At 46.5% G+C, this 24,127-nt stretch carries 17 protein-coding genes, 2 tRNA genes and 1 rRNA gene; 10 read left to right on the forward strand and 10 right to left on the reverse strand.

Annotated features, from left to right (window positions below; translation table 11 throughout):
• Positions 1-212: 212 nt before the first annotated feature.
• The 5 genes from EP181_RS09710 to EP181_RS09730 form a co-directional block, all read right to left on the reverse strand.
• Positions 213-288 (reverse strand) — tRNA-Ala (locus EP181_RS09710).
• A 4-nt stretch (positions 289-292) separates the two neighbouring features.
• Positions 293-369: transfer RNA gene (locus EP181_RS09715), tRNA-Ile, on the reverse strand.
• A 77-nt stretch (positions 370-446) separates the two neighbouring features.
• Positions 447-1,992, reverse strand: a 16S ribosomal RNA gene (locus EP181_RS09720).
• A 659-nt stretch (positions 1,993-2,651) separates the two neighbouring features.
• Complete coding sequence (gene tyrS / locus EP181_RS09725; protein WP_127471453.1) at positions 2,652-3,845, reverse strand: tyrosine--tRNA ligase; 1,194 nt, start codon at positions 3,843-3,845, stop codon at positions 2,652-2,654.
• A gap of 110 nt (positions 3,846-3,955) precedes the next feature.
• The gene (locus EP181_RS09730) at positions 3,956-4,858 is read right to left on the reverse strand and encodes a dihydroorotate dehydrogenase (protein WP_232023421.1); all 903 of its coding nucleotides are present in this window, start codon (positions 4,856-4,858) and stop codon (positions 3,956-3,958) included.
• A gap of 15 nt (positions 4,859-4,873) precedes the next feature.
• Between EP181_RS09730 and EP181_RS09735 the strand changes: the two genes are divergently transcribed.
• A complete protein-coding gene (locus tag EP181_RS09735) occupies positions 4,874-5,338 on the forward strand; it encodes a tRNA (cytidine(34)-2'-O)-methyltransferase (RefSeq protein ID WP_127471454.1) in 465 nt (154 codons plus the stop codon).
• Positions 5,339-5,426: 88 nt separating this feature from the next.
• Here EP181_RS09735 and EP181_RS09740 read toward each other — a convergent pair whose 3' ends face one another.
• From EP181_RS09740 to EP181_RS09755, 4 genes are all read right to left on the reverse strand, one after another.
• Positions 5,427-6,437: an NAD(P)H-dependent glycerol-3-phosphate dehydrogenase gene (locus EP181_RS09740; protein ID WP_127471455.1), complete on the reverse strand. Its 1,011-nt coding sequence runs from the start codon at positions 6,435-6,437 to the stop codon at positions 5,427-5,429.
• Between the two features lie 12 nt (positions 6,438-6,449).
• Positions 6,450-6,899 (reverse strand): protein-export chaperone SecB, encoded by a 450-nt coding sequence (secB, locus tag EP181_RS09745; RefSeq protein ID WP_127471456.1) that lies wholly within the window; start codon positions 6,897-6,899, stop codon positions 6,450-6,452.
• Positions 6,900-7,023: 124 nt separating this feature from the next.
• On the reverse strand, positions 7,024-7,278 hold the full coding sequence (gene grxC, locus EP181_RS09750) for a glutaredoxin 3 (protein WP_127471457.1): 255 nt from the start codon (positions 7,276-7,278) through the stop codon (positions 7,024-7,026).
• A gap of 55 nt (positions 7,279-7,333) precedes the next feature.
• Entirely contained in the window at positions 7,334-7,786 is a 453-nt protein-coding gene (locus EP181_RS09755; RefSeq protein ID WP_127471458.1) for a rhodanese-like domain-containing protein, read from the reverse strand.
• 98 nt (positions 7,787-7,884) lie between these two features.
• On the opposite strand from EP181_RS09755, the gene gpmI reads away from it, so the two are divergent.
• The 9 genes from gpmI to EP181_RS09800 all read left to right on the forward strand — a co-directional run bounded on the left by gpmI (position 7,885) and on the right by EP181_RS09800 (position 21,470).
• Positions 7,885-9,492: a 2,3-bisphosphoglycerate-independent phosphoglycerate mutase gene (gene gpmI, locus EP181_RS09760; RefSeq protein ID WP_127471459.1), complete on the forward strand. Its 1,608-nt coding sequence runs from the start codon at positions 7,885-7,887 to the stop codon at positions 9,490-9,492.
• 254 nt (positions 9,493-9,746) lie between these two features.
• A complete protein-coding gene (gene cls / locus EP181_RS09765; RefSeq protein WP_127471460.1) occupies positions 9,747-11,207 on the forward strand; it encodes a cardiolipin synthase in 1,461 nt (486 codons plus the stop codon).
• A gap of 16 nt (positions 11,208-11,223) precedes the next feature.
• Complete coding sequence (locus tag EP181_RS09770; RefSeq protein WP_127471461.1) at positions 11,224-11,991, forward strand: endonuclease/exonuclease/phosphatase family protein; 768 nt, start codon at positions 11,224-11,226, stop codon at positions 11,989-11,991.
• Positions 11,992-12,215: 224 nt separating this feature from the next.
• Positions 12,216-16,706: a glutamate synthase large subunit gene (gltB, locus tag EP181_RS09775; RefSeq protein ID WP_127471462.1), complete on the forward strand. Its 4,491-nt coding sequence runs from the start codon at positions 12,216-12,218 to the stop codon at positions 16,704-16,706.
• Positions 16,707-16,730: 24 nt separating this feature from the next.
• A complete protein-coding gene (locus EP181_RS09780) occupies positions 16,731-18,140 on the forward strand; it encodes an FAD-dependent oxidoreductase (RefSeq protein ID WP_127471463.1) in 1,410 nt (469 codons plus the stop codon).
• A gap of 50 nt (positions 18,141-18,190) precedes the next feature.
• Positions 18,191-18,430 (forward strand): hypothetical protein, encoded by a 240-nt coding sequence (locus tag EP181_RS09785; protein WP_127471464.1) that lies wholly within the window; start codon positions 18,191-18,193, stop codon positions 18,428-18,430.
• 103 nt (positions 18,431-18,533) lie between these two features.
• On the forward strand, positions 18,534-19,409 hold the full coding sequence (locus EP181_RS09790) for a tetratricopeptide repeat protein (protein WP_127471465.1): 876 nt from the start codon (positions 18,534-18,536) through the stop codon (positions 19,407-19,409).
• A gap of 332 nt (positions 19,410-19,741) precedes the next feature.
• On the forward strand, positions 19,742-21,100 hold the full coding sequence (locus EP181_RS09795) for an NAD(P)/FAD-dependent oxidoreductase (protein WP_127471466.1): 1,359 nt from the start codon (positions 19,742-19,744) through the stop codon (positions 21,098-21,100).
• A gap of 25 nt (positions 21,101-21,125) precedes the next feature.
• A complete protein-coding gene (locus EP181_RS09800; protein ID WP_127471467.1) occupies positions 21,126-21,470 on the forward strand; it encodes a hypothetical protein in 345 nt (114 codons plus the stop codon).
• A gap of 74 nt (positions 21,471-21,544) precedes the next feature.
• Here EP181_RS09800 and EP181_RS11840 read toward each other — a convergent pair whose 3' ends face one another.
• Positions 21,545-24,079, reverse strand: a complete 2,535-nt coding sequence (locus EP181_RS11840) for a methyl-accepting chemotaxis protein (RefSeq protein WP_127471468.1) — start codon at positions 24,077-24,079, stop codon at positions 21,545-21,547.
• Positions 24,080-24,127: the final 48 nt, after the last annotated feature.

The raw sequence follows: 24,127 nt of genomic DNA on the forward strand, positions 1-24,127 counted from the left end.
CATTTGCTACAAGCCGCTGGAAGGGCGACTTGCAACCCTTTTATGACATCTTGTCGGCGTCATAAAAGGTTCTCTTATGTTAAGGTTTAATTAACATTCGAGATCTATTCCAAATTTTTAAAGAACTTTAAGTACACTATCTTTCAGTACGAATACTGGCCAATACGACTTTTAATACACTCTGTCTAAACAGAATTTATTAAACGTAATATTGGTGGAGCTATGCGGGATCGAACCGCAGACCTCCTGCGTGCAAGGCAGGCGCTCTCCCAGCTGAGCTATAGCCCCAATATGGTGGGTCTGGGTGGATTTGAACCACCGACCTCACCCTTATCAGGGGTGCGCTCTAACCAACTGAGCTACAGACCCGGGTCGTTCATTTCTTCAGTAATTCAGAGACAATTTATGTGAAAGCTCGTCTAAGCTTGTAACCCTTGGTATATCTTAAAGGAGGTGATCCAGCCCCAGCTTCCGCTAGGGCTACCTTGTTACGACTTCACCCCAGTCATGAACCACAAAGTGGTAAGCGCCCTCCCGAAGGTTAAGCTACCTACTTCTTTTGCAATCCACTCCCATGGTGTGACGGGCGGTGTGTACAAGGCCCGGGAACGTATTCACCGCGACATTCTGATTCGCGATTACTAGCGATTCCGACTTCATGGAGTCGAGTTGCAGACTCCAATCCGGACTACGAGAAGTTTTTTGAGATTCGCGCACTGTCGCCAGTTGGCTGCTCTTTGTACTCCCCATTGTAGCACGTGTGTAGCCCATCCCATAAGGGCCATGATGACTTGACGTCGTCCCCGCCTTCCTCCGGTTTATCACCGGCAGTCTCATTAGAGTTCTCAACTAAATGGTAGCAACTAATGATAAGGGTTGCGCTCGTTGCGGGACTTAACCCAACATCTCACGACACGAGCTGACGACAGCCATGCAGCACCTGTGTTAGAGTTCCCGAAGGCACTTCTCCATCTCTGGAAAATTCTCTACATGTCAAGGGATGGTAAGGTTCTTCGCGTTGCATCGAATTAAACCACATGCTCCACCGCTTGTGCGGGCCCCCGTCAATTCCTTTGAGTTTTAATCTTGCGACCGTACTCCCCAGGCGGTCAACTTATCGCGTTAGCTTCGTTACTAATCTTTTTAATAAGACCAACAACTAGTTGACATCGTTTACGGCGTGGACTACCGGGGTATCTAATCCCGTTCGCTACCCACGCTTTCGCACCTCAGCGTCAGTTTTAGTCCAGGAAGGCGCCTTCGCCACTGATGTTCCTCCAGATATCTACGCATTTCACTGCTACACCTGGAATTCCCCTTCCCTCTACTAAACTCTAGACTAGCAGTATCAGATGCAGTTCCTAGGTTGAGCCCAGGGCTTTCACAACTGACTTACTAATCCGCCTACGCGCGCTTTACGCCCAGTAATTCCGAATAACGCTTGCACCCTCTGTATTACCGCGGCTGCTGGCACAGAGTTAGCCGGTGCTTCTTCTGAAGGTAACGTCAAACTAAGCAGGTATTAACTACTTAATCTTCCTCCCAACTGAAAGTGCTTTACAACCCGAAGGCCTTCTTCACACACGCGGTATGGCTGGATCAGACTTTCGTCCATTGTCCAATATTCCCCACTGCTGCCTCCCGTAGGAGTCTGGGCCGTGTCTCAGTCCCAGTGTGGCTGATCATCCTCTCAAACCAGCTAAAGATCGTCGCCTTGGTGAGCCATTACCTCACCAACTAGCTAATCTTACGCGGGCTCATCCTATAGCGAAACCTTTCATGAAGAGGGCTCCTTTACTCCGTAGAGCATATTCGGTATTAGCGTACGTTTCCATACGTTGTCCCCAACTATAGGGTAGATTCCCACGCGTTACTCACCCGTCCGCCACTCGTCAGCAAAATAAGTAAACTTATTTCCTGCTACCGTCCGACTTGCATGTGTTAAGCCTACCGCCAGCGTTCATTCTGAGCCAGGATCAAACTCTTCAGTTTAATCTTGCTGATATGTTTTGAGTCCATCTCTGGACTTATTACAACTCGGAATTGACAAGATTTTTGCATGGAAGAATTTCTTCTACCTATTACATAATTTTGTCGTTTCGAGATTTTTTATCGGGTCACTCACTTAGGGAGCTTCCACATAAATTATCTCTGAATTACCTGATTTTTAAAGAACTTAGGTCTCTTCGAGCCAGTTCGCGATGTTCTGCGTTTCTGTCTCGGTAAGCTGCGTATTGTAAGTGGTTCGTTCTAGGTTGTCAATAATTATTTCAAACTATTTTCAAACTCTTTTCTCAATACCAATAACATTACCGCTTCTTTCTTTCCTTTCCAACCCGCTTTTCGTTTTGCTTTTGCGTTTCGTTTGGAACGCCGCGTATTCTATCCATTTCACTTCACAGCGCAACCCCTTCCCCTCTCTTTTTTTGCTCTTTTTTGTCTTTTTCGTTTCGTTTTTGTGAATCTTTGCTCTTTCTACACCTTACTCAGGCGTTATCCACAGCTTTATGCACATTTTGCTTTGGACAGGCCTGGTTGATTTGGGTTTATAGGACATATTGTTAAAACAAAAAAGCCTGATACTTAATATAAGTATCAGGCTTTAAGCATTACCACTCTTAATTAAACCAACGAACTATTTATGAATAAATTTAATCTTCGAGTGTTACACGGGCAAATTTACGTTTACCGGCTTGATAAACACTCGTTGTATTGGAGGGCATCATTTGGCGACTGTCTTGTACTTTTTCGCCGTTTATTTTTACCGCACCTTGTTGAGTCATTCGATGTGCTTCAGAAGTTGAATCGACCAGGCCTGCTTCTTTTAACAGTGCAGCTAAAGACATTTCACCTTTAAACGTGAATTCGGGCATATCGTCAGGAATGGCGTTTTTGCTAAAACGTGTTTCAAAATCGTGTAGCGCGGATTGTGCATCCTCGTTACTGTGAAAACGCGTGATTAATTCTAACGCCAGTTTTACTTTTATATTACGTGGGTTCTCACCTTGTTCGACGGCCAATTTGTATCCATTGATGACGTCCATAGGTTCAAAACTAAGCAGTTCATAATAACGCCACATTAATACGTCCGATATTGACATGATTTTGCCAAACATATCGTTTGGTGCGTCTTTAATACCAATGTAATTGCCCAACGACTTGGACATTTTTTGTACACCGTCCAATCCTTCTAAAATGGGCATGGTTAAGGTGCATTGTTGCGGCTTGCTATAATGGCCTTGTAAAGTGCGACCCATTAATAGGTTAAATTTTTGATCCGTTCCGCCCAATTCAATATCGGCCTCCATAGCGACCGAATCGTAACCTTGCACCAATGGGTACAAAAACTCATGAATGGCGATGGGCGTGTTGGACTTGTAGCGATCGTTAAAATCGTTACGCTCTAACATTCTGGCCACCGTGACGGTGCTGGCCAATTGAATCATCTCAGCGGCACTCATTTTAGACATCCATTCTGAGTTAAACATCACCGTGGTTTTAGCAGGATCTAAAATTTTAAAGACTTGTTCTTTGTAGGTTTCGGCATTTTTTTCGATCTCTTCACGGGTAAGTGGCGGACGCGTTTGGCTTTTGCCGGTTGGGTCACCAATCATGGCGGTAAAGTCACCAATTAAAAATAGCACCTCGTGCCCTAAGTCTTGAAACTGCTTAAGCTTATTAATCAGCACGGTGTGCCCAAGGTGCAAATCGGCTGCTGTTGGGTCAAATCCGGCCTTGACGCGCAAAGGACGACCACTTTGCAGTTTTTCAATTAACTCTTTTTCTACCAAAATTTCTTCTGCACCACGTTTAATGAGGGCAAGTTGATCGTTTACTGGGATCATTGTGTGTTCCATTGTTTATAAGTTGAGACCTTTGCACCTGACTCGTGCAAAGGTCTCAAATTGTCATTACCCGCACAACACAGTGTCGGTGTTTAAAGACAGCAACCCAGTCATCTGAGAAACCTGTGTAAAGCCATTTTTTTGCATGTATTGCGCAATGCCTTTGTTGATTTTTTAGCCAGCAAGGGATCTTTGGCCAAGGCCGTTCCCATGGCCACCATGGACGCGCCCGCCAAAAAAAACTCAATCGCATCTTCTGCACTGCTAATACCACCCAAACCAATAATAGGAATATTGTGCAATTTTGCCACTTGATACACTTGGTGTACCTTTAACAGTGCAATAGGCTTAATAGCCGGGCCTGACAAACCACCTTGGTTATTGCCTAATGTAGGTTTGCGTGAATGTATGTCAATTTGCATGCCCATTAAAGTATTAATAGCTGATAACGCATCGGCTCCGGCCTCAATCACTCTGCGTGCGCCTTGCGCAATATCGGTTTGATTGGGCGACAACTTTACAATAAGCGGTTTGCTGGTTTGTGCTCGACACGCTTCAACCACGCGCGCCGCCATATCGGGGTCATTGCCAAACGCCGCCCCACCCTTTTTAACATTGGGACACGAAATGTTAATCTCCATGGCAGGCAAGGCAGTTTGATCAAACAATCGCACCACCTCGGCATACTCTTCAATACTTGAACCCGACACATTAATAATAAACTGCGACTGGCTTAAGTCTAACTTAGGCAAATAACTGCGAATCACTTCGCGCGCGCCTGGATTTTGCAAACCAATTGAGTTGAGTAAACCGCTGGGGGTTTCCATAACGCGCTCGGCCTTATTGCCTAACTTGGGTTCTAAGGTAGTGCCTTTTAAAAACACCGCACCCACATCTTGATTGGCAAAGCCCGAAACAGACTGGTATTCTATGCCGTACCCAGCATTACCCGAGGCCATGGCCACCGGAGAAGTGCACTGAATTCCACAAATATTTACTGATAAATCAACCACAGACTGACTTCCTATATGCTACATATTATTCTTTATGAACCTGAAATCCCGCAAAACACTGGCGCACTGATTCGTTTAAGCGCCAACATGGGTGCGCATTTACACCTTATTCACCCCATCAGCTTTGATTTAAGTGAAAAAAAAGTGCGTCGCGCAGGTTTGGATTACGCTGAGTTGGCCAACTTACAAGAGCACGCTAATTTAAGCGCCTGCTTAGAACACATTAAACCCAACCGCGTGTTTGCCCTTACCACCAAAACCACCCGCTACTATACCGAGCCGCAGTTTGAAAACGGCGATGCCTTTTTATTTGGCCCCGAAACCCGTGGATTACCCGCCGAAGTGATTGCCAGCCTGCCCGAACAACAGCGCTTAACCATTCCGATGATTCCCGGCGGCCGAAGCTTAAACTTGGCCAACGCCGTGTCGGTAGTGGTGTATGAAGCGTGGCGACAATTAGGCTTTAACCCTAATCTTTAACACGTTTAACGCGTTTAAATACGTTTAAACATAAAAACACAACTGACCAGGCCTGGTCAGTTGTGTTTTTACTCGCACTTATTAAATGTTAAGCCTCAGACTTACCCGAACGCGCCAGCAACTCTTGCACCGCTGCTTTTGGACTGCACTGCTCGACCACCAAGCGATAGACTTGCTCCATAATGGGCAAATCGAGTTTTAAGCGTTCGGCAATTTGTTTGACGGCTCGCACCGCTTTAACCCCTTCGACTACTTGACCAATTTCGGCCATAGCCGCTTGGGGTGATACATTGCCTTGCGCCAACTTAGCACCAAAACGACGGTTACGCGATAAATCATCGGTGCAGGTTAATACCAAATCACCTAAACCCGCCAAACCCATCAAGGTTTCCGGTTGACCGCCCAAAGCTTGACCCAAACGCATCATCTCAACCATGCCGCGCGACACCAAAGCCGCACGGGCGTTGGCGCCTAAATGCAAACCATCGCTGACACCCGTGGCAATCGCAATAATATTTTTATACGCGCCGCCCACCTCAACGCCAACCACATCGGTTTGGGTATACATTCTAAATGCCTGGGCGTGAAATAAATCGGCCCAAAATTGCGCTTCGCTTTCCAGCACCGAAGCACTGACCATTGCAGTAGGTAAACCTTTAGCCACTTCATCGGCAAAGGTTGGCCCCGACAACACGGTTAATAACGCTTGGTCTCCCAGCTCTTGTTGAGCCACTTGGTGCAGCAAACATTGCGTATCAGGCTCAAAACCTTTGGTGGCCCAGGCAACATGCACCAGGCCTGGTTGAATTAACAAAGGGTTTAATTGATGCAATACGCTACGAAACACATTACTTGGCACCACCACCAACACCGCCGTTGCCGCCGCAATCGCTTGTGGCAAATGCGAGGTCACGCTTAAACCAGACGGCAAAGCAACACCCGGTAAATAGCGACGATTTTCACGGTGTACCAGCAATTGCTCGGCGTGCGTTGCACTGTGCGCCCACAAGGTCACATTATGCCCCACTTTAGCCAAGTGAATGGCTAACGCGGTTCCCCAAGCGCCTGCGCCTAAAACAGCAACGGTGAGTTGAGTCATTTTAATAACAAACTATTGCGCGGTGTCCGAACCCTTTGCTTGGTGCAAATGTTCGGCGTACATAGATTCAAAATTAACCGGTTCGAGCAACAGTTGTGGAAAACCGCCTTTGGCGACCAAATCCGAAATCGCTTGGCGCGCATACGGAAACAGTACGTTAGGGCATTGCACGCCCAACAAATAGCCCATTTCAGTTTCACTAAACCCTGTTAAGGTAAAAATACCGGCTTGCGCGACTTCACACAAAAAAGCCGTGCGTTCTTCGACCTTGGTGGTCGCGGTAACGCGCACCACGACATGATAAATCCCCTCTTCTAACGGCGCGCTTTCAACGTTTAAATTAACTTCTAACGTGGGTTGAAATTGCGAGGTAAAAATAGCCGGAGTGTTGGGCGATTCAAATGAAATGTCTTTGGTGTAAACTTTTTGAATCACAAAGGCTTGCTGGGATTGTTCCGACATGGAAATTCCTTAAAATGCGTTAAAAATAATAGGGGGTTGAAAGAGTTTTAAACGTAAGTAGACATTTACAAACATCACCACACAAAAACAAAAGGCGCTTGCGCGCCGTATAAAAATAAGTGTGTTACGCGTTTAGCAGCGGATCAATTTCACCGCGCTTATCGGCGGCCGACAAATCGTCAAACCCACCCACATGGTGCGTGCCAATGTAAATTTGCGGCACGGTATTGCGACCTGTTTTGGCTTCCATTTCAGCCCATAATGCCGCATTTCCACCCACGTCAATCGACTGATATTTAACGCCTTTAGAATCCAGCAACCGTTTGGCCATGGTGCAATAAGGGCAGCTCATGGTGCAATAAATAGTGACTTCAGCCATTTTATTCTCCTTAATGTTTGTCTCAATCGATTCAATTGGATTGGTTGATTGGGTTTTAACCGACTTGGCTATTTGGCGCGGTTTTTTTTGAACGTTCACGACCGACTGGCAAGCCTGCCGACTTCCAGGCATTTAAACCGCCCGCCAAGTTAAACACTTGAGTGTAGCCGTTTTTAACCAACATGCCTGCGGCACGTGCCGAACGCGCGCCGCTTAAACAATACACCAACACGGGCGCGGTTTTATCTTTGGGGAGCGTATTCATTTTTGCCGCCAACTCGGTGACTGAAACATTTACGGCGTTGCCAATATAACCTTCGCGAAATTCGCCCGCGGTGCGCACGTCTAACACATAAGCGTCGTCGTTATAAATGCGCGTGGCTTCGGTCGAATTAACCGTTTTAAACCCCGCCAAACGTTCACCCACGTAACTGTAAATTAACATGGCCACCACAATGGCTAAGGCGATAAATAAAATCACTTGTTCTTGCATAAATTCAATAAACATTCAAATACCCTGAATAGACCGATGTCAAAGCGGATGATTTTAACAGTGAAAGTGGCTACAATAAATGGAATTATTCATTTTTATGGTAGATATCGCACATGAGCCACTCCGACAATTTGGTAACATCAGAACCAACCCCAGTAAACACATCCGCCCACACCCCTAAAAACCGCCCGACTGGCTTACTTATTTTAGACGGTTGGGGCTACCGCGAAGAACGTGAACACAACGCCATTGCCCAAGGTAACACACCCAACTGGGATCAGCTTATGGCCACACGGCCGCATGCGTTAATTCACACATCGGGCATGGCGGTGGGTTTGCCACACGGCCAAATGGGTAACTCCGAGGTAGGTCACACCAACTTGGGCGCGGGGCGCGTGGTGTATCAAGAACTCACGCGCATTCAAAAAGACATTGATGAAGGTGGATTTTTCACCAACCCAACCCTTATTCAAGCCATTGACGCGGCGGTTAATAAGCACGCTCAAGTGCATATTTTTGGTCTGTTATCAGACGGCGGCGTGCATTCGCACATCGAGCACATTAAAGCGGCGATCACTTTGGCGGTGCAACGTGGAGCCACTCCCTTGGTGCATATTTTTACCGACGGCCGCGACACTCCCCCACAAAGTGCGTTACTTTACATTGCACAATTAGAAGCGCACCTAGCGCAAACTGGCGGTCGTATTGTGAGCGTGATTGGCCGCTTTTACGCGATGGACCGCGACAATCGTTGGGAACGTGTAACCGCCGCTTACAACACGCTGTGTTGCGCCCAAGCTTCGTTTAGCGCAGCCAGCGCAGCGGAGGCCGTTGAAGCGGCTTACGCACGTGGCGAAAACGATGAGTTTGTTCAGCCCACGGTTATCATCAATACAGAGCCAGCCGCGCACATAAACGATGGCGATTCGGTGCTGTTTATGAATTACCGCTCTGACCGCGCACGCCAGTTAACCAACGCGTTTTTAAACCCTGAATTTAACGAATTTGAACGCGTCAAAACGCCTGTACTAAGCCATTTTGTGACGCTTACCGAATACAATAAAACGTTTGTAAGCTTGGGTGCAACCATTGCATACGGCCCTACGGATCTTAAAAACACCTTTGGTGAAGTGGTTTCAAACTTAAACCTTAAGCAATTGCGCATTGCCGAAACCGAAAAATACGCCCACGTTACCTTCTTTTTAAATGGCGGACTCGAAACCCCCTATCCCGGTGAAGACCGTATTTTAGTGCCCTCTCCTCAAGTGCGCACGTACGATTTGCAACCCGAAATGAGCGTGGGCGAACTCACCGAAAAACTGGTAGGCGCCATCGAATCGGGTAAATACGACACATTTATTTGCAACATTGCCAACCCCGACATGGTGGGACACACTGGCAATTTTGCGGCCTGCATTAAAGCGGTTGAAGCGGTTGATGAGGCACTGGGAAAAATCTTGACGGCCATCGAAAAAGCCAACGGCCAAGTCATTGTGACCGCCGATCACGGCAATATAGAGATGTTGGTTGATCCCATTACCGGCGACCCATTTACTTCGCACACCACGTTTCCGGTGCAATGCGTGTACGTGGGGCCAAGAGAGTGCGTGTTACGTGACGGCGGCTCACTGCCCGACGTTATTCCCACTTTACTCGACTTAATGGACATTGCCAAACCCACAGAAATGACTGGCGTCAGCCTGTGCGTTAACTCAAAGTAAATTTAATAACGCTGCAGTTTAACGTAATAACCGCACCACACACTTCACCAGACCTGGTTAAACACGTTTAACCAGGCCTGGTCGTTTTAATTTACACATTCAAAACAAACGTCCCATTACGCAAGTTTATGGGTTTTATGGGCGCTTGCCTCATTTCTTCGCTGGCGATTTTCGCCTAATCCCTTTATGCTAAAGAAACCTTTTGAGACCTAAGGTCTCCTTTTAACCATCTTACTTTATAGGTCTGCACCTTTATGTTGTCGCTTGACCATTCGTTTATCTGGGTTCAACTGTATTTACTGTTGGTAAGTGCGGCCTTATTACACATGCTTTATCAACGCCGTTCACCGCAAAACATTATGGCTTGGCTTATGGCGTTGTTGCTGTTGCCCGGACTGGGTTTACTACTGTATGCGGTACTGGGGTCGCGCAAAATTTTTTACCGTCAACCGTCGGTTTTACCCAAGTTTAAATCCGCTCAACCCTTTTATAATCAAACAAGCCAACCTTTACCCGTCCCACTGTGTCTGCAACTGGATATATTGCTCACAACCAACCAGCTCACACCAGCCTCGTCCAACAACGAGCTTACGCTGTGCCCCAATGCCCAAAGTGCATTTGAACAATTTATGCTTGCACTGACTCAAGCTCAGTCACACATTGATGTACAAACCTATATTTTTGAATTAGACGCAACCGGGCAAGCCATACTAGACGCGCTGATTGTTAAGGCACAACAAGGCGTTAAGGTGCGTTTATTAATGGATGCGATTGGCTCGTTTGAACTGTATCGCCGACCAAAACCCTTGCAAACACTGACTCAAGCAGGTGGCGAATTTGCGTTTTTTCAGCCTTTAATTAAGGCGTTTTTTAGCAGCCAAATTAACCTACGCAACCACCGCAAAATTTATCTTTTTGACCAAACTCTCTTTACCGGCGGCATGAACCTAACCCATCATTACCTTGGCAAAACCACCAACACCCAAGGCTGGAATGACTTGATGTTAAAGGCGCACGGCACCATGGTCGAACACTATCAACATATATTTAACGCCGACTGGCAATACACCACTGGAAAGCCCAATTTAAAATCCAATTTAAAACCAAGTATAAAGCCAAATGTAAAGCACGCTTTAAAACCCACCAGGCCTGGTCAAAGCGCACAAACCTCGCTTAACACACAAACCGTTCACGTCATTCCATCTGGACCAGACATTACCAGCGACGCACTGTTTGAAAGTCTTTTGCTTATGCTGTACAGCGCACAACTCAGCATTAAAATTGTCAGTCCGTATTTTATTCCTGACAGCAGCGTACTAAACGCTCTGCTCATCGCCTGCAAACGCGGCGTGCAAGTTGAACTCATTACGCCTCAAACCTCGGATCACTTAATCTTCGATTTAGCGCGCAGTTCGTTTATGCGTCAACTCCATGAGGCCGGTGGCAAAGTATGGCTAGATCAAAGCGCTATGCTGCACGCCAAACTGATTATAATTGACCAGCAATGCGCCTTAGTTGGCTCCGCCAACTTGGATTATCGTTCATTGTTTATTAACCATGAGGTGGTTAACGTTCTTTACCACGCCCCGCTGCTGCAAGAACTTACTGAGTGGTGCCAAAGCCTTCAAGCCCACAGCCAAGCCTATCAACCACAACAACAACCTTACCCCAGGTTAATTGAAAACATCGCACGCATTGTGGCGCCCATTTTGTGAAAACAGGCTTTATATAATGTACCAACCCAAATTCACACCCATCAGCGCACTCAACTCAACACTGCACTGTGACCAGGCCTGGTCACAAAGCCGTTTGCCCGCGTGTTTTAATGTACTTACCTGGAATTTACACAAAATTGATTTTTCGCATTTTACCCACCGCCCAATTGAAAGCCTTTTGCCCATAGAGCCGCCCCACATTTTAAGCCTACAAGAAGCAACGATTATCCACAGTGCCAGTGCAAGTCATCGCTTCTTTGACCTTCCTTTTGTGATGGCGCCCAACTTGCAAACGGCCAAACGTCAAGCCGGGGTTTTAACCGCGTCTTCGAGCTTTTTACGCGGTCAACAACAATGCCTAACACAAAGCCGAGAACTGGGATTTTTAACCCACAAAACCGCACTCATCACTCATCACACTTTGGCCTGCGGCCAAAATTTAATTCACGTAAACATTCACGCCATTAACTTTGTGTCACACCGCGTGTTTGCTCACGAGTTGCAACAGCTTTGGAACCACCTTGCACACAGCACCCAAGCGCTCATTATCAGTGGCGATTTTAATACCTGGAATCCAACTCGCTTAAAAACTCTGCTAAACGCCACCCAACAACTCAACTTAAGCCAAGTGGCTTATCCCGATACTCGCCCTATTAAAACCCTGATGCGCCAACCCCTTGACCATATTTTTTATCGCGGCCTCCAGCTTACATCGGCTCAAGCACTCAATGTACCTAGTCTTTCGGATCACAATCCTCTCATTGCCCAGTTTTGCCAACCCTAAAAGCCTGCACTTTTCTTAAAATCCATACCCAAAGGGCGTACAGCGCGCTAAAACATAGGCCAAACAATGATACAATTTGATTCCAAACCCGCAATTACAGTATAATCTGCCGCTATTTTATTTTTTTAAACGCGCTAAAAATAAATATTTCCCTTATAAATCAAGTGGTTAAACCCAGTTTATCGCACTGATTTATCGGCTTTCTGACAGACAGGACACTGACTATGAATCCATTACAATCTCATCCCGGCTTAAACTTAACAGGCCTTTATTCACCTGAGTTTGAAAAGGAGAACTGCGGCTTTGGTTTAATCGCAAACATGGACGATAAACCAAGTCACTGGGTCGTGCAAACCGCTATTGAATCACTGGCCAATATGACCCACCGTGGTGGTGTAGCCGCCGATTGCTGCACTGGCGATGGCTGTGGCCTGTTAATCAAAAAGCCCGCGGCGTTTTTACAAAACATCGCAACACAAGCGGGCTTTGAACTGGCTCCAATTTACGCCGCGGGCATGATTTTCTTAAATCAAGACGCTGCCAAAGCCCATTTAGCGCGTAAAACATTAGAAGAAAAATTGCTCAACAAGGGCTTAGTGGTTGCCGGCTGGCGCGTCGTTCCGGTTAATTCAAGCGTATTAGGCACTCAGGCCAAAGGCATGGAACCGCGCATTGAACAAATTTTTGTCAACGCACCCGCCGACATGACCGAAGCCGCGTTTAATCGTTTGTTGTTTACCGCACGTCGCAAAACTGAAATGGCCATTGAACCTGCTGACAACGTATTTTATATCGCCTCGCTTAACAGCCAGTTGTTGTCGTACAAAGGCTTGGTAATGCCTAAAGAATTACCCGAATTTTATCTAGATCTTAAAAACGCCGATTTTGCCTCGTCTATTATTTCGTATCACCAACGTTTTTCGACCAACACTGCACCGCAGTGGCGATTGGCGCAGCCTTTCCGCTTTTTGGCGCACAATGGTGAACTGAACACCATTAAAGGCAATCGCTTTTGGGCGTTGGCGCGTCAAAGCAAATTTGCCACGCCTTTATTGCCCGACTTGGCCGACCTAAAGCCGCTGGTGGCGCAATCCGGTTCTGACTCTAACTCGCTCGACAACATGCTCGAAGTGCTTATGATGGGCGACATGCCGGTGTTTCAGGCCTTGCGTTTATTGGTGCCACCGGCTTGGCAAAACATTCCACATATGGATCCGGACAAAAAAGCCTTTTTAGAATACAACTCCATGCACATGGAACCGTGGGATGGCCCGGCCGGAATGGTTATAAACACCGGCAAATACGCCATTTGCGGCGTAGATCGCAATGGCTTGCGTCCCACGCGTTACGTCATTACCAAAGACCGTCACATTACCTTTGCATCCGAAATTGGTGTGTACAAATATGCCCCCGAAGACGTGGTAGCCAAAGGTCGCTTACGACCAGGCCAGGTGATTGCCGTTGACCTCGAAACCGGCACACTGATGATGCCCGACGAAATTGACGATCAATTAAAAATGGCCAAACCCTACCGCGAGTGGATGGACAAAGGCTACATGCACATTGAAGAAAAACTGCAGCAAGTCGAAAACACCCTAGGCTGGGATCGCCATACCGCTGACATCTATCAAAAATACTTTCAAGTTACATTTGAAGAACGTGACGCAGTTATTCGTGTTCTTGCCGAAGAAGGTCAAGAAGCCACTGTATCGATGGGTGACGACGCACCTTTGCCGGTGTTTTCACACAAGCCACGTTCGGTGTTTGATTACTTTAGACAAATGTTTGCCCAGGTAACCAATCCGCCCATTGACCCATTGCGTGAAAACATTGTTATGTCCCTTAACACCTGTTTTGGTCGTGAGATGAACATGTTTGAAGAAGGCCCAGAACACGCGCGTCGCCTAGAAGTGCGCTCGCCCGTTCTCAGCCCATCCATGATGCAACAGTTGATGTCAATGCCAGACGCCGACTACCAAAACACCGTATTGTCACTGCACTACAATCACGAACAAATGGGCTTAAAAGCCGCCGTTATTGCCTTGTGCGATCAGGCTGTGCAAGCGGTTAAAGACGGTTACACCCTGTTGGTGTTAAGCGATTTAAATGTGGTCGATGGGCACATTAGCATTCCGGCTGTTATGGCCACGGGTGCGGTACACCACCGCTTAATTGTGGAAGGCTTGCGTACCGAAGCCAACCTAATTGTGCAAACCGCCACAGCACGTGACCCTCACCACTTTGCCGTGTTGTTTGGCTACGGTGCCACTGCCGTCTACCCCTATTTGGCGTACGAAACCATTGAAGACATGCGTCGCACCAATGAGTTAGACAAAAACAAACCCATTAGCGATTACATTAAAAACTACCGCAAAGCCATTGACAAAGGGCTGTACAAAATCCTCTCAAAAATGGGGATTTCGACCATTACCTCGTACCGTGGCTCACAACTTTTTGAAGCAGTCGGATTGACCTCTGAGTTGGTTAACCTATGCTTCAAAGACACCCCAAGCCGCATTGAAGGTGCAGGGTTTGAACACATTGAACTCGACCAACGCCGTCTGGCGTGGGAAGCGTTTAATCCGCGTAAAGCATTGCAACAAGGTGGCCAGTTTAAATACGTTTACGGTGGCGAATACCATGCTTTCAACCCCGAAGTGGTTAACAGCATTCGTGAAGCGGTGCAAAAAAACGACCAAGCCAAATACAATGAGTTTAGAGATTTGGTCAACACCCGTCCGGCTATGACCATTCGTGACTTGCTCACCTTTAAAGACGGCATTACCGCCATTGACATTAGCGAAGTTGAGCCTATTAGCGCGATGTTTAAGCGTTTTGATTCGGCCGGTATTTCGCTGGGCGCACTGTCACCCGAAGCCCATGAAGCGTTGGCCACCGCCATGAACCGTTTGGGCGCACGCTCCAATTCGGGCGAGGGTGCAGAAGACCCAGCGCGTTACGGCACCGAAAAAATGTCTAAAATTAAGCAAATCGCTTCGGGGCGCTTTGGGGTGACTGCACACTATTTACGCAATGCCGAAGTGCTGCAAATTAAAGTCGCTCAAGGTGCTAAACCGGGTGAAGGCGGGCAATTGCCTGGCCACAAGGTGGACATGACCATTGCCAAACTGCGTCATTCGGTGCCTGGGGTTACTTTAATTTCCCCACCGCCGCATCACGACATTTACTCTATTGAAGATTTGGCGCAGTTAATTTACGATTTAAAGCAAATTAACCCCAACGCATTAGTGTCGGTTAAGTTAGTGTCAGAACCTGGTGTGGGTACGATTGCAGCCGGCGTGGCCAAAGCCTACGCCGATTTAATCACCATTTCTGGCTACGATGGCGGAACCGGTGCCAGCCCAATGACCTCGGTTAAATACGCGGGCAATCCCTTTGAAATGGGCTTGGCCGAAGCGCATCAAGTGTTGCGTGCCAACGACCTACGCGGCCAGGTTATTTTACAAGCCGATGGCGGCTTAAAAACCGGTTTAGATGTGATTAAAGCGGCCATTTTAGGCGCAGAATCGTTTGGTTTTGGAACCGTACCCATGATTGCACTGGGCTGTAAATACCTCCGTATTTGCCACCTTAACACCTGTGCCGTGGGCGTAGCCACGCAAGACGAACGCTTACGTAAAGAGCATTTTATTGGTCTGCCCGAAATGGTCATGAACTACTTTACCTTTGTGGCCGAAGAAACTCGCGAATGGCTGGCCAAATTGGGTGTGCGTTCGTTGCACGATTTAGTGGGACGCGTTGATTTATTAAAAATGATTGACAACCCACTGACCGAAAAACAAAAAAACATCGACCTTTCGGCGTTTATGACCGACGGTGGTGTGCCGGCCGACAAACCACAAACCGTGCAAGTTAAACGCAATAACCCGTGGGATTTGGGTGACATAGCCGAACAGATGGTCAAAGCCACCTTGCCGACGATTGAAGCCAAAACCGGCGGAACATTCCATTTTGACCTGGTTAACACTGGCCGCTCGATTGGCGCACGTGTGGCGGGTGAAATTGCCGAACGTTATGGCAACGACGGCATGAAAGACGCACCCATTACCTTAAAGCTCACCGGCATAGCTGGGCAGTCGTTTGGGGTGTTTAACGTCGATGGCTTAAACTTACACCTAGAAGGCGATGCTAACGACTACGTGGGCAAAGGCATGGCCGGCGGCGAAATTGTGATTCGTCCACCTGCTGTAAGCACCTTTGACTCAAAAAACACGCCTATTGTAGGCAATACCTGTTTGTATGGTGCTACGGGCGGTAAATTATTTGCCAACGGCACCGGTGGTGAGCGTTTTGCAGTACGTAACTCGGGTGCTACGGCCGTTTTAGAAGGCTTAGGCGACCACGGTTGTGAATACATGACCGGTGGAACGGTGGTGAGCTTAGGTGAAGTGGGGGTTAACTTTGGTGCCGGTATGTCGGGAGGCATGGCGTTTATTCTAGATGAAAACCGCACCCTACCCGATCGCCTCAACCCCGAAATGGTCGAATCTATTCGCATTGACACCGAAAACACCGAAGCGTATCGCGTCTATTTAAAAGCGTTAATTACCGAATACGTCGAAAAAACCAACAGCCCTTGGGGACAAGAAGTGCTGGCCAACTTTAGCCGTTATATTCGCCATTTTTGGCTGGTTAAGTCACGCGCCATTGACATTGAAGCCCTGTTTGACCTATTTGTGTCAAAAGTCGATTAAGCGAAACGGAAAAGGAATTTAAAAATGCCCAATGTACGACAATTTTTAGAACTTAACCGCCAGCTTCCCGAAAAGAAACTGGCCGAAACGCGTAAAACGGAATTTACTGAAATTTATCATCCGTTTGACATGCAAAGCGCCATGGCACAAGCCGACCGTTGCTTGCACTGCGGCAATCCGTATTGCGAATACGCTTGCCCTGTGCACAACTACATTCCAAACTGGTTAAAGCTGGTGGCCGAAGGCAATATTATGGAAGCCGCTGAAATCTCCCATAAAACCAACTCATTGCCCGAAATGTGCGGTCGCATCTGTCCACAAGATCGCTTATGTGAACAGGCCTGTACCTTAGAAGACACCCATTTTGGCTCGGTGACCATTGGTCAAATAGAAAAATACATTACCGACACCGCGTTTGCGATGGGCTGGAAACCCGACCTGTCCAATGTGCCACACAGCGGTAAAAAAGTCGCGATTGTCGGCTCTGGCCCGGCGGGATTGTCGGCTGCGGATATTTTAATTCGCAACGGTGTCACCCCCGTGGTATTTGAAAAACAACCCGAAATTGGTGGCTTATTAACCTTTGGGATTCCACAATTTAAGCTCGACAAAGACATTGTGATTCGTCGTCGTCAAATGTTAGAAGAGATGGGCGTAGAGTTTCATTGCAACACCGAAATTGGTAAAGACGTACACTTTCAAACCCTAGTGAGCGATTACGACGCAGTGTTTTTAGGTTTAGGCACTTACAAACCAATGGCTGGACGCTTTCCAGGTGAAGAGATGCCTGGCGTGTACAAAGCCCTAGACTTTTTAATTGGCAACGTAAAACACGAACTGGGCATGCCACAAACCCCCGAACCGTTTGTGAGCATGGCCGGTAAAAAAGTGGTGGTGCTAGGCGGCGGCGACACTACAATGGACTGCACGCGTACCTCGATTCGTCAAGGCGCCTCAGAAGTGTATTGCGTGTATCGTCGTGATGAAGAAAACATGCCAGGATCACGCGCTGAAGTTAAAAACGCCCGCGAAGAAGGGGTGCAATTTAAGTTTAATTTGGCACCCGTTGAAATCATTGGCAACGGCCAAGTACAAGGTATTAAGGTCGTTGAAACTCGCATGGGAGAGCCCGACGCCAAAGGCCGCCGTGTGGCCGAAACGGTTCCGGGTTCAGAGTTTATTATTGAATGCGATGCTGTCGTGGTAGCGTTTGGTTTTCAACCCAATCCGCCTGAGTGGTTGAAAGACTTTAACATTGAGCTTAATAGCTGGAACGGCGTGGTGGCGTCTGATAAATCGCTGTTTACCTTTCAGACCAGCAATCCCAAAGTGTTTGCCGGTGGCGACATGGTGCGCGGCTCAAGCTTAGTGGTAGAAGCGGTGGCCGAAGGGCGTGCGGCGGCGGAAGGTATTTTAGACTATCTAAATGTATAGAGACCAGGCCTGGTTGTTTTAACAATCGCTTTATGTAAGGAATCGGCTTAATGGACATTTGGACTAAGATTTTTTTATTTGGCGGCGCGCTGTTTGGTGCTATTTTTTTACTCATCGCGCTCATCGCACTGGGCACGGCACAAGATGGCCTGCTGACCGTTGAAGGCTTGCAACACCTTGAGCAGCCTTTAACCTCGTTTTACGAATTTATTCGCTGGTTTTTATACCCTTGGCTGGCGGTAGCGTTGTTTATTTTTGTGCGTTTTTTAAAACGTGTCTTTGGCCGCTAAACTCACTTTTCACAAAATAATCTCTTTGCACAATCGTGCAAAGAGCTCAAAATATAATAAATGGCGTTTACAATGCCATGCATCAATTTAACGGAATTCACCCATGAACCCAACCCTGCCTGCTTATGCCTTTGAAGTGTCGCTTAAAAATTTTAATGATTTAGTACTGTTAAACTCACACAAACTCCCTGTTGTGGTTGAGTTTATGAGCGTCGATTCAGGAATCTGCATGGAAGTTGAAAAATCGCTCACCGATTTAGCTCACGACTTTTCTGGCCAGTTTATTTTTGTAAAGGTCGATGTCTATGAGCAACCAGAACTTAAAGCCGAATACGACATTCAAAACTTACCCACCATTAAAGTCTTTAAAGACGGCAACATCGTCCGTCATGAAGTAGGCAGAATGGACAGTGATGAACTTGCCTTAATGCTAAAAGAGTTTGGCATTTACCGTGCTTCAGATGAAACACGCATGCAAGCACGTGAAGCGCATTTGGCGGGCGACACTATGGCCGCCATCAACTTATTAACGCAAGCGATACAATCCGACCCCAGCAACCGCCGCGTGGCGCTCGACATGATTCAAGTTTTACTGGACGTTGATGCGATAGAACCGGCCACCGATTTGTTCAATCGTTTACCCGATGCCGACAAAGAGAGCGACATTGGCCGCGCGCTCGTTGGTCAACTGACCTTTAAAAATTTAGCCCTAAAAACATCCGGTAAAACGGCACTGTTAGCGCAAATCAACGCCGATCGACTCGATTTTGATGCCTATTTTGATTTAGCCATTTGCCTAGTAGCGGAACATGACCCCAAAGGTGCATTAGACGCTTTATTTGCTTTGCACGAACAGTCACCGACTTACCGTGAAGGCGCAGCACGTGAACTTATCATCACCATAGTAAATATGCTTTCTTCCACCGACGTCGAACTGTCCAAGCAATACCGCCAACGATTGGGCAGTTCGGTAAACTAACCGCTCTTGCTCTGGCATAAACCATACAAAAGTAGTGCTAATACCTTGCGTAAAGCACATATTAACAGCATAAATTTTTCTGATTAATGCATTAATTTTGAGTGAATCACTGGATATTCCCATCAATTTCAAGCAAAATTGTTGGCTTCAACCTGGTTAATGCGCTAAAAGAGTATTTTCTCAATTAGACAACCGCATCAAAAAGCGTCTGGGTTGCTAGAAGAACGTAGGTTCTATTTGAACTTTAGCACCGCACTCGGAACACACTTAGCGCGCGGTTAAAAAGCACTCAAAAACCTCTAAGAACATCTACTCACATTCCCTTCACAAGGATGAACCATGAAAAAAATCAAGATAACGCGCCCATAAATGGCCTTGGCGGCTTAAGCCGTCGTGGTTTTTTAATGGGAGCTGCGGCAGGCCTTGCCTATATGACTGGATTAGAAAATGCCATTGCCAGTCAATCCAGCGACACCCCAGTCCATATTGTTATAGCCGGCAGTGGTTCGGCGGGAATCAGCATTGCCAACCGCCTGGCCAAAGCACTGCCTAATGGCAAAATCACCATTATTGACCGCAAAGAAGCACACGTTTACTGGCCAGGTTTAACACTGGTGGCCACTGGTTTATGGCCAAAGGACAAAGTATTACCGGGTGCTAACGCCGATTTTTTACCGCACGGTGCAAACATTAACCATATTAAAGAGATGGTGGCTTCGTTTGACCCCGATAATAAAAAACTCACCACCGATGCCGGTCAAGTGATTGGGTACGACTACCTGGTAGTAAGCATGGGTATTGAGTACGACTACCAGGCCATCGAAGGCATGGACGTTGAAGCCATTGGTCAAAAAGGCTTAACCAGCGTATACCACAGCCCAGACAAAGCCGAAGCATCGTGGAAAGTAATTGAAAGCTACACTCAAAAAGGCGGTAACGGCTATTTCACCTTGCCGGCCACGCCTATTCGTTGCGCGGGTGCGCCGTTAAAAATGGCCTTTTTAACCTTGGACCGTTTAAAAAAGAACGGCGGATTTGAGCAAGCCAACATGAACTTCTACTCGTCCACAGGCGGTGTATTTGGTTTGCCTTGGTTTAACGACTTTGTCATTGAACGCTTTAAAGAAAATAACATGGGCACAGCGCTAAAAACCCAGCTTAAAGCCATTGATATTGGCGCCCAAAAAGCCCACTTTAGCAACGCCGAAGGCGAGATTAAAGAAGTTGCGTACGATTTACTTCACGTAGTACCGCCTATGCGCGCACCCAAAGTGGTTCGTGAATCGGACTTGGCATGGGGCGAAGGCACGTTTGCATCGGGCGGCTGGTTGGCTGTTGATAAAAATTCATTGCAACACACCACCTACCCAGAAATATTTGGTTGCGGTGATGTCAACGGCACACCACTAGGCAAAACGGCTGCTACAGTCAAAATGTCGGTTCCCATTGTGGTTAACAACTTGTTGTCGGTGATTGCCGGTAATGAACCCACAGCGAGCTTTAACGGCTATACGTCGTGCCCGCTTATTACTCAAGTTGGTTCGGCCATGTTGATTGAGTTTGATTACAACAAAGACTTAATCCCCACCTTCGATTTTATCGACCCAAAACAAGAGTCTTGGTTTGCCTGGATTATGAAAGAACAAATGCTCAAACCCACATACCTAAAAATGCTGGAAGGCAAGGTCTAAAGCGTATCGCAAAGGAAATACTAGCATGCAAGAATTTGGTTTAGCTTTTTATACAATGGTAGGACTGCTTGAGTTACATTGGCAAACGGTCATCACGGTGCTGATTGCCGCGACAATTTTATACGGCGCGGTGCTTAGCTCAAAACGTTCACTGATTAACGGTGCGGCATTTAAAAAATCGTTAATGATTGGGGTCATCATTGGCCTAGTCTTTGTGTTTATTCTGCCCAGCTTAACGCAATCCTCAATGAGTCAAGTCACCTACCTAGTCGACTGGATTTTTCTAGTGGCTATTTCAGCCGCTTACGCTGGCATTGCCAGCGTATTGGTCTACCCAGCGCTGGTATTGATGGGTAAAAAAACGGCTTAACATCTGTTAGCACGTTTCAATAAGCCGCGAGCATCTTTGCTCGCGGTTTATCTGTTTTTTACAGTCAGTCCTTTCTAAGCAATCTGTTTTAAATCGACTGTATTCGCAGGCGGTTTAAATGATTCGACGTCCATCGTCTTAAACGTTTTAATTGACTCCTCTAAACCTCGCACTTGCTCGATAATATTAGCCGAAGTAGACGCAATCTCTTCTACTAATGCGGCGTTCTGTTGAGTGGCTTCGTCAATTTCATTTAACGCATGGCTTACCTCTTGAATACCATTAGTTTGACGCTCTAGGCTTTGGTGCATGGTCGCAATCATGCTGGAAACCTGTTCGACCGCTCGACTGTTTTTATCAAAGGTTTCAGTCGTCATTCGACTGAGTTTTATGCCGATTTCAACTTTTTCCATACTTTTTGCTGAGACCATGCGAATCTGCTTAGCGGCCTCAGCCGAGCGTTGTGCCAGTGAACGAACCTCACCGGCTACCACAGCAAAACCACGACCCGACTCACCGGCTCGAGCGGCTTCAACAGCAGCGTTTAACGCCAACAAATTGGTCTGAAACGCAATGCTATCAATGACCTGAGTAATTTTAGAAATTTCCTGACTGGCCGTTAAAATGCCTGACATGGCCTGATCCATCTCAATCACTACACGACTTCCTTGTTCTATGGTTTGTCTAACGGAGAGGCTCACACCGTTAACATCGCTGGCTTGCTGAAGTGATTGCGTTACACTGTGCGCCATTTGATCCATATGCAATGTTGTTTTTTGAATAGCCGATGCTTGGCTCTGTACGCGACGGTTTAAATCTTGATTGCCGGCACTGATCTCTTCAACACCGCTTACTGCATCCATTGACGCTTGTTTAACATTGGTCAGCATGTCGCTTACGCTGTACGCCATGCGATCCATATTGGTTTTAAGTTCATTCAATTTTCCGCCAAACACCATTTTGGTTTGATACGAAAAATCACCTTGTTTGTAATTGTCTAAAATATCATTTTTGCTATCAATAGAGTGTTCTAGGCTGTCTAATGAATCGTTTAAAAATTGCTTTAACGCACTGTATTCACCCGGCAAATCAATGGTAATACGTTGACTAAAGTCGCCTTGTGTCATGGTGTGCATCACTAAATTTATGGACGATATAGACTCTTTTTGAACTTGAATAGCCTGCTTAAGATTAAGCATGACTTCACGGTAGCCGCCATCAAACTTTTCTAGGTCAATTTCTGCACTCAAATGACCACGTGCCAAGTCTTGACTGGCATTATTAATGGTTTGAAACGTACTGACAATTTCACTAATGCTCTTATTGAAGTTGTCTTTTAAGACCGCCAGTTCGCCCTGATAATCCCCTTGCATTTTTGCCTTAAGATCACCGTGCGCTAAATTTTCACTGACAAGGTTAATTTCACTGGTGGCATTAACCACCGAAGAGAGCAAAAACTGAATGCTGTTTTCAATGTCGGTAAGCTCGTTACGCCCTTTAGACACTTGCCAATTTTTGTACGTTCCTTGGTTGGCAATTAAAATGACCTGCCGTTGCATTTTAGATAAAGGGGTGGTTACTGAACGCACAATGGCAAAATTTAGCACCAACATAAGTAACAAGGTAATGGCACTGGCGGTGGTCATTTCGACCATCTTAGTTTCACTTAAAAGACTTAAAGAGGCCATTAAACCCAGGGATTTTTGGTCTGTTTTATCAATCGCATTTTGCAATAAATCATTGGCTTTTTGTGTTAATTCTGAAATGCTAACGTTGTTTTGAGACTCAGTTTGAATGTAATCTCTTAAATCATTAAAAGACTCGGTGTAACTCTCACGAGCGCCATAAAGCTCTGCAAACATTTCTTGGTTCATAATATTAGCGGCATAACGTTCACTTAAGCCTGTAAAAAGCGCTTCACTTGAATGCCCTAAGCCCTGTTCATCAAAAACTGTTTTTAATTGAGTATTGCTCAACGCAATCATTTTAACCAAGGTAAATTGCGAGGTATTAAGACGTTTAAGCAATTCTTTAAACGGTTCTGTGTTTGCTGCGTTGCCAGACTCCAACTCCATAAACGTTTTTATGTGGGTTTGCAGTCTTTCAGAACTTGGTTCAATACCGTATCTTAAGGTTTCCTGAATTTGCTCTTTTAAAAACACCAATGAGTTGGCTGACTTTTTAATATTGGTTAAATGCTCGTGCATTTTTGCCACGGCCAGCACGGTGTTATTTGTGCTTTCTGTGTTTTCTGTGTTTTTGGTAAGTTCGGCGGCGTTAGCCAATTCGTCATTTGGATTAAACGAAGGGTCTAGCGCTAAGTTAAGCGCCATAAGCTCATCCATCTTTAAGTAAAATACTTGACCCGCGGCTTTATCAAGCGTGCGAGTATAGTCATTCATTTTTAGTAAAACATTAGAAAACTGATGCTGAAATTCATCTATTTTGGCCGTTTGAGTGGTTTGAATCGTCTGCAGGTTTTGGGTATTTTCCTGAACCTCAACCAAAGCCGAACGCGATAACAAGACCAATCCCACTAAAAAGATAAGGCCAATTAAAAGATTGAGCCAAAGTCGGGTCTTAATGGAAATTTCTTCAAGAATTCGCATAATTCGTTTGCCTTGAGCCGTCTGTTATAAGATTTTATATTCTAGACA

The organism is Thiomicrorhabdus aquaedulcis (genome assembly GCF_004001325.1).
In the GTDB taxonomy this organism is placed as follows: domain Bacteria; phylum Pseudomonadota; class Gammaproteobacteria; order Thiomicrospirales; family Thiomicrospiraceae; genus Thiomicrorhabdus; species Thiomicrorhabdus aquaedulcis.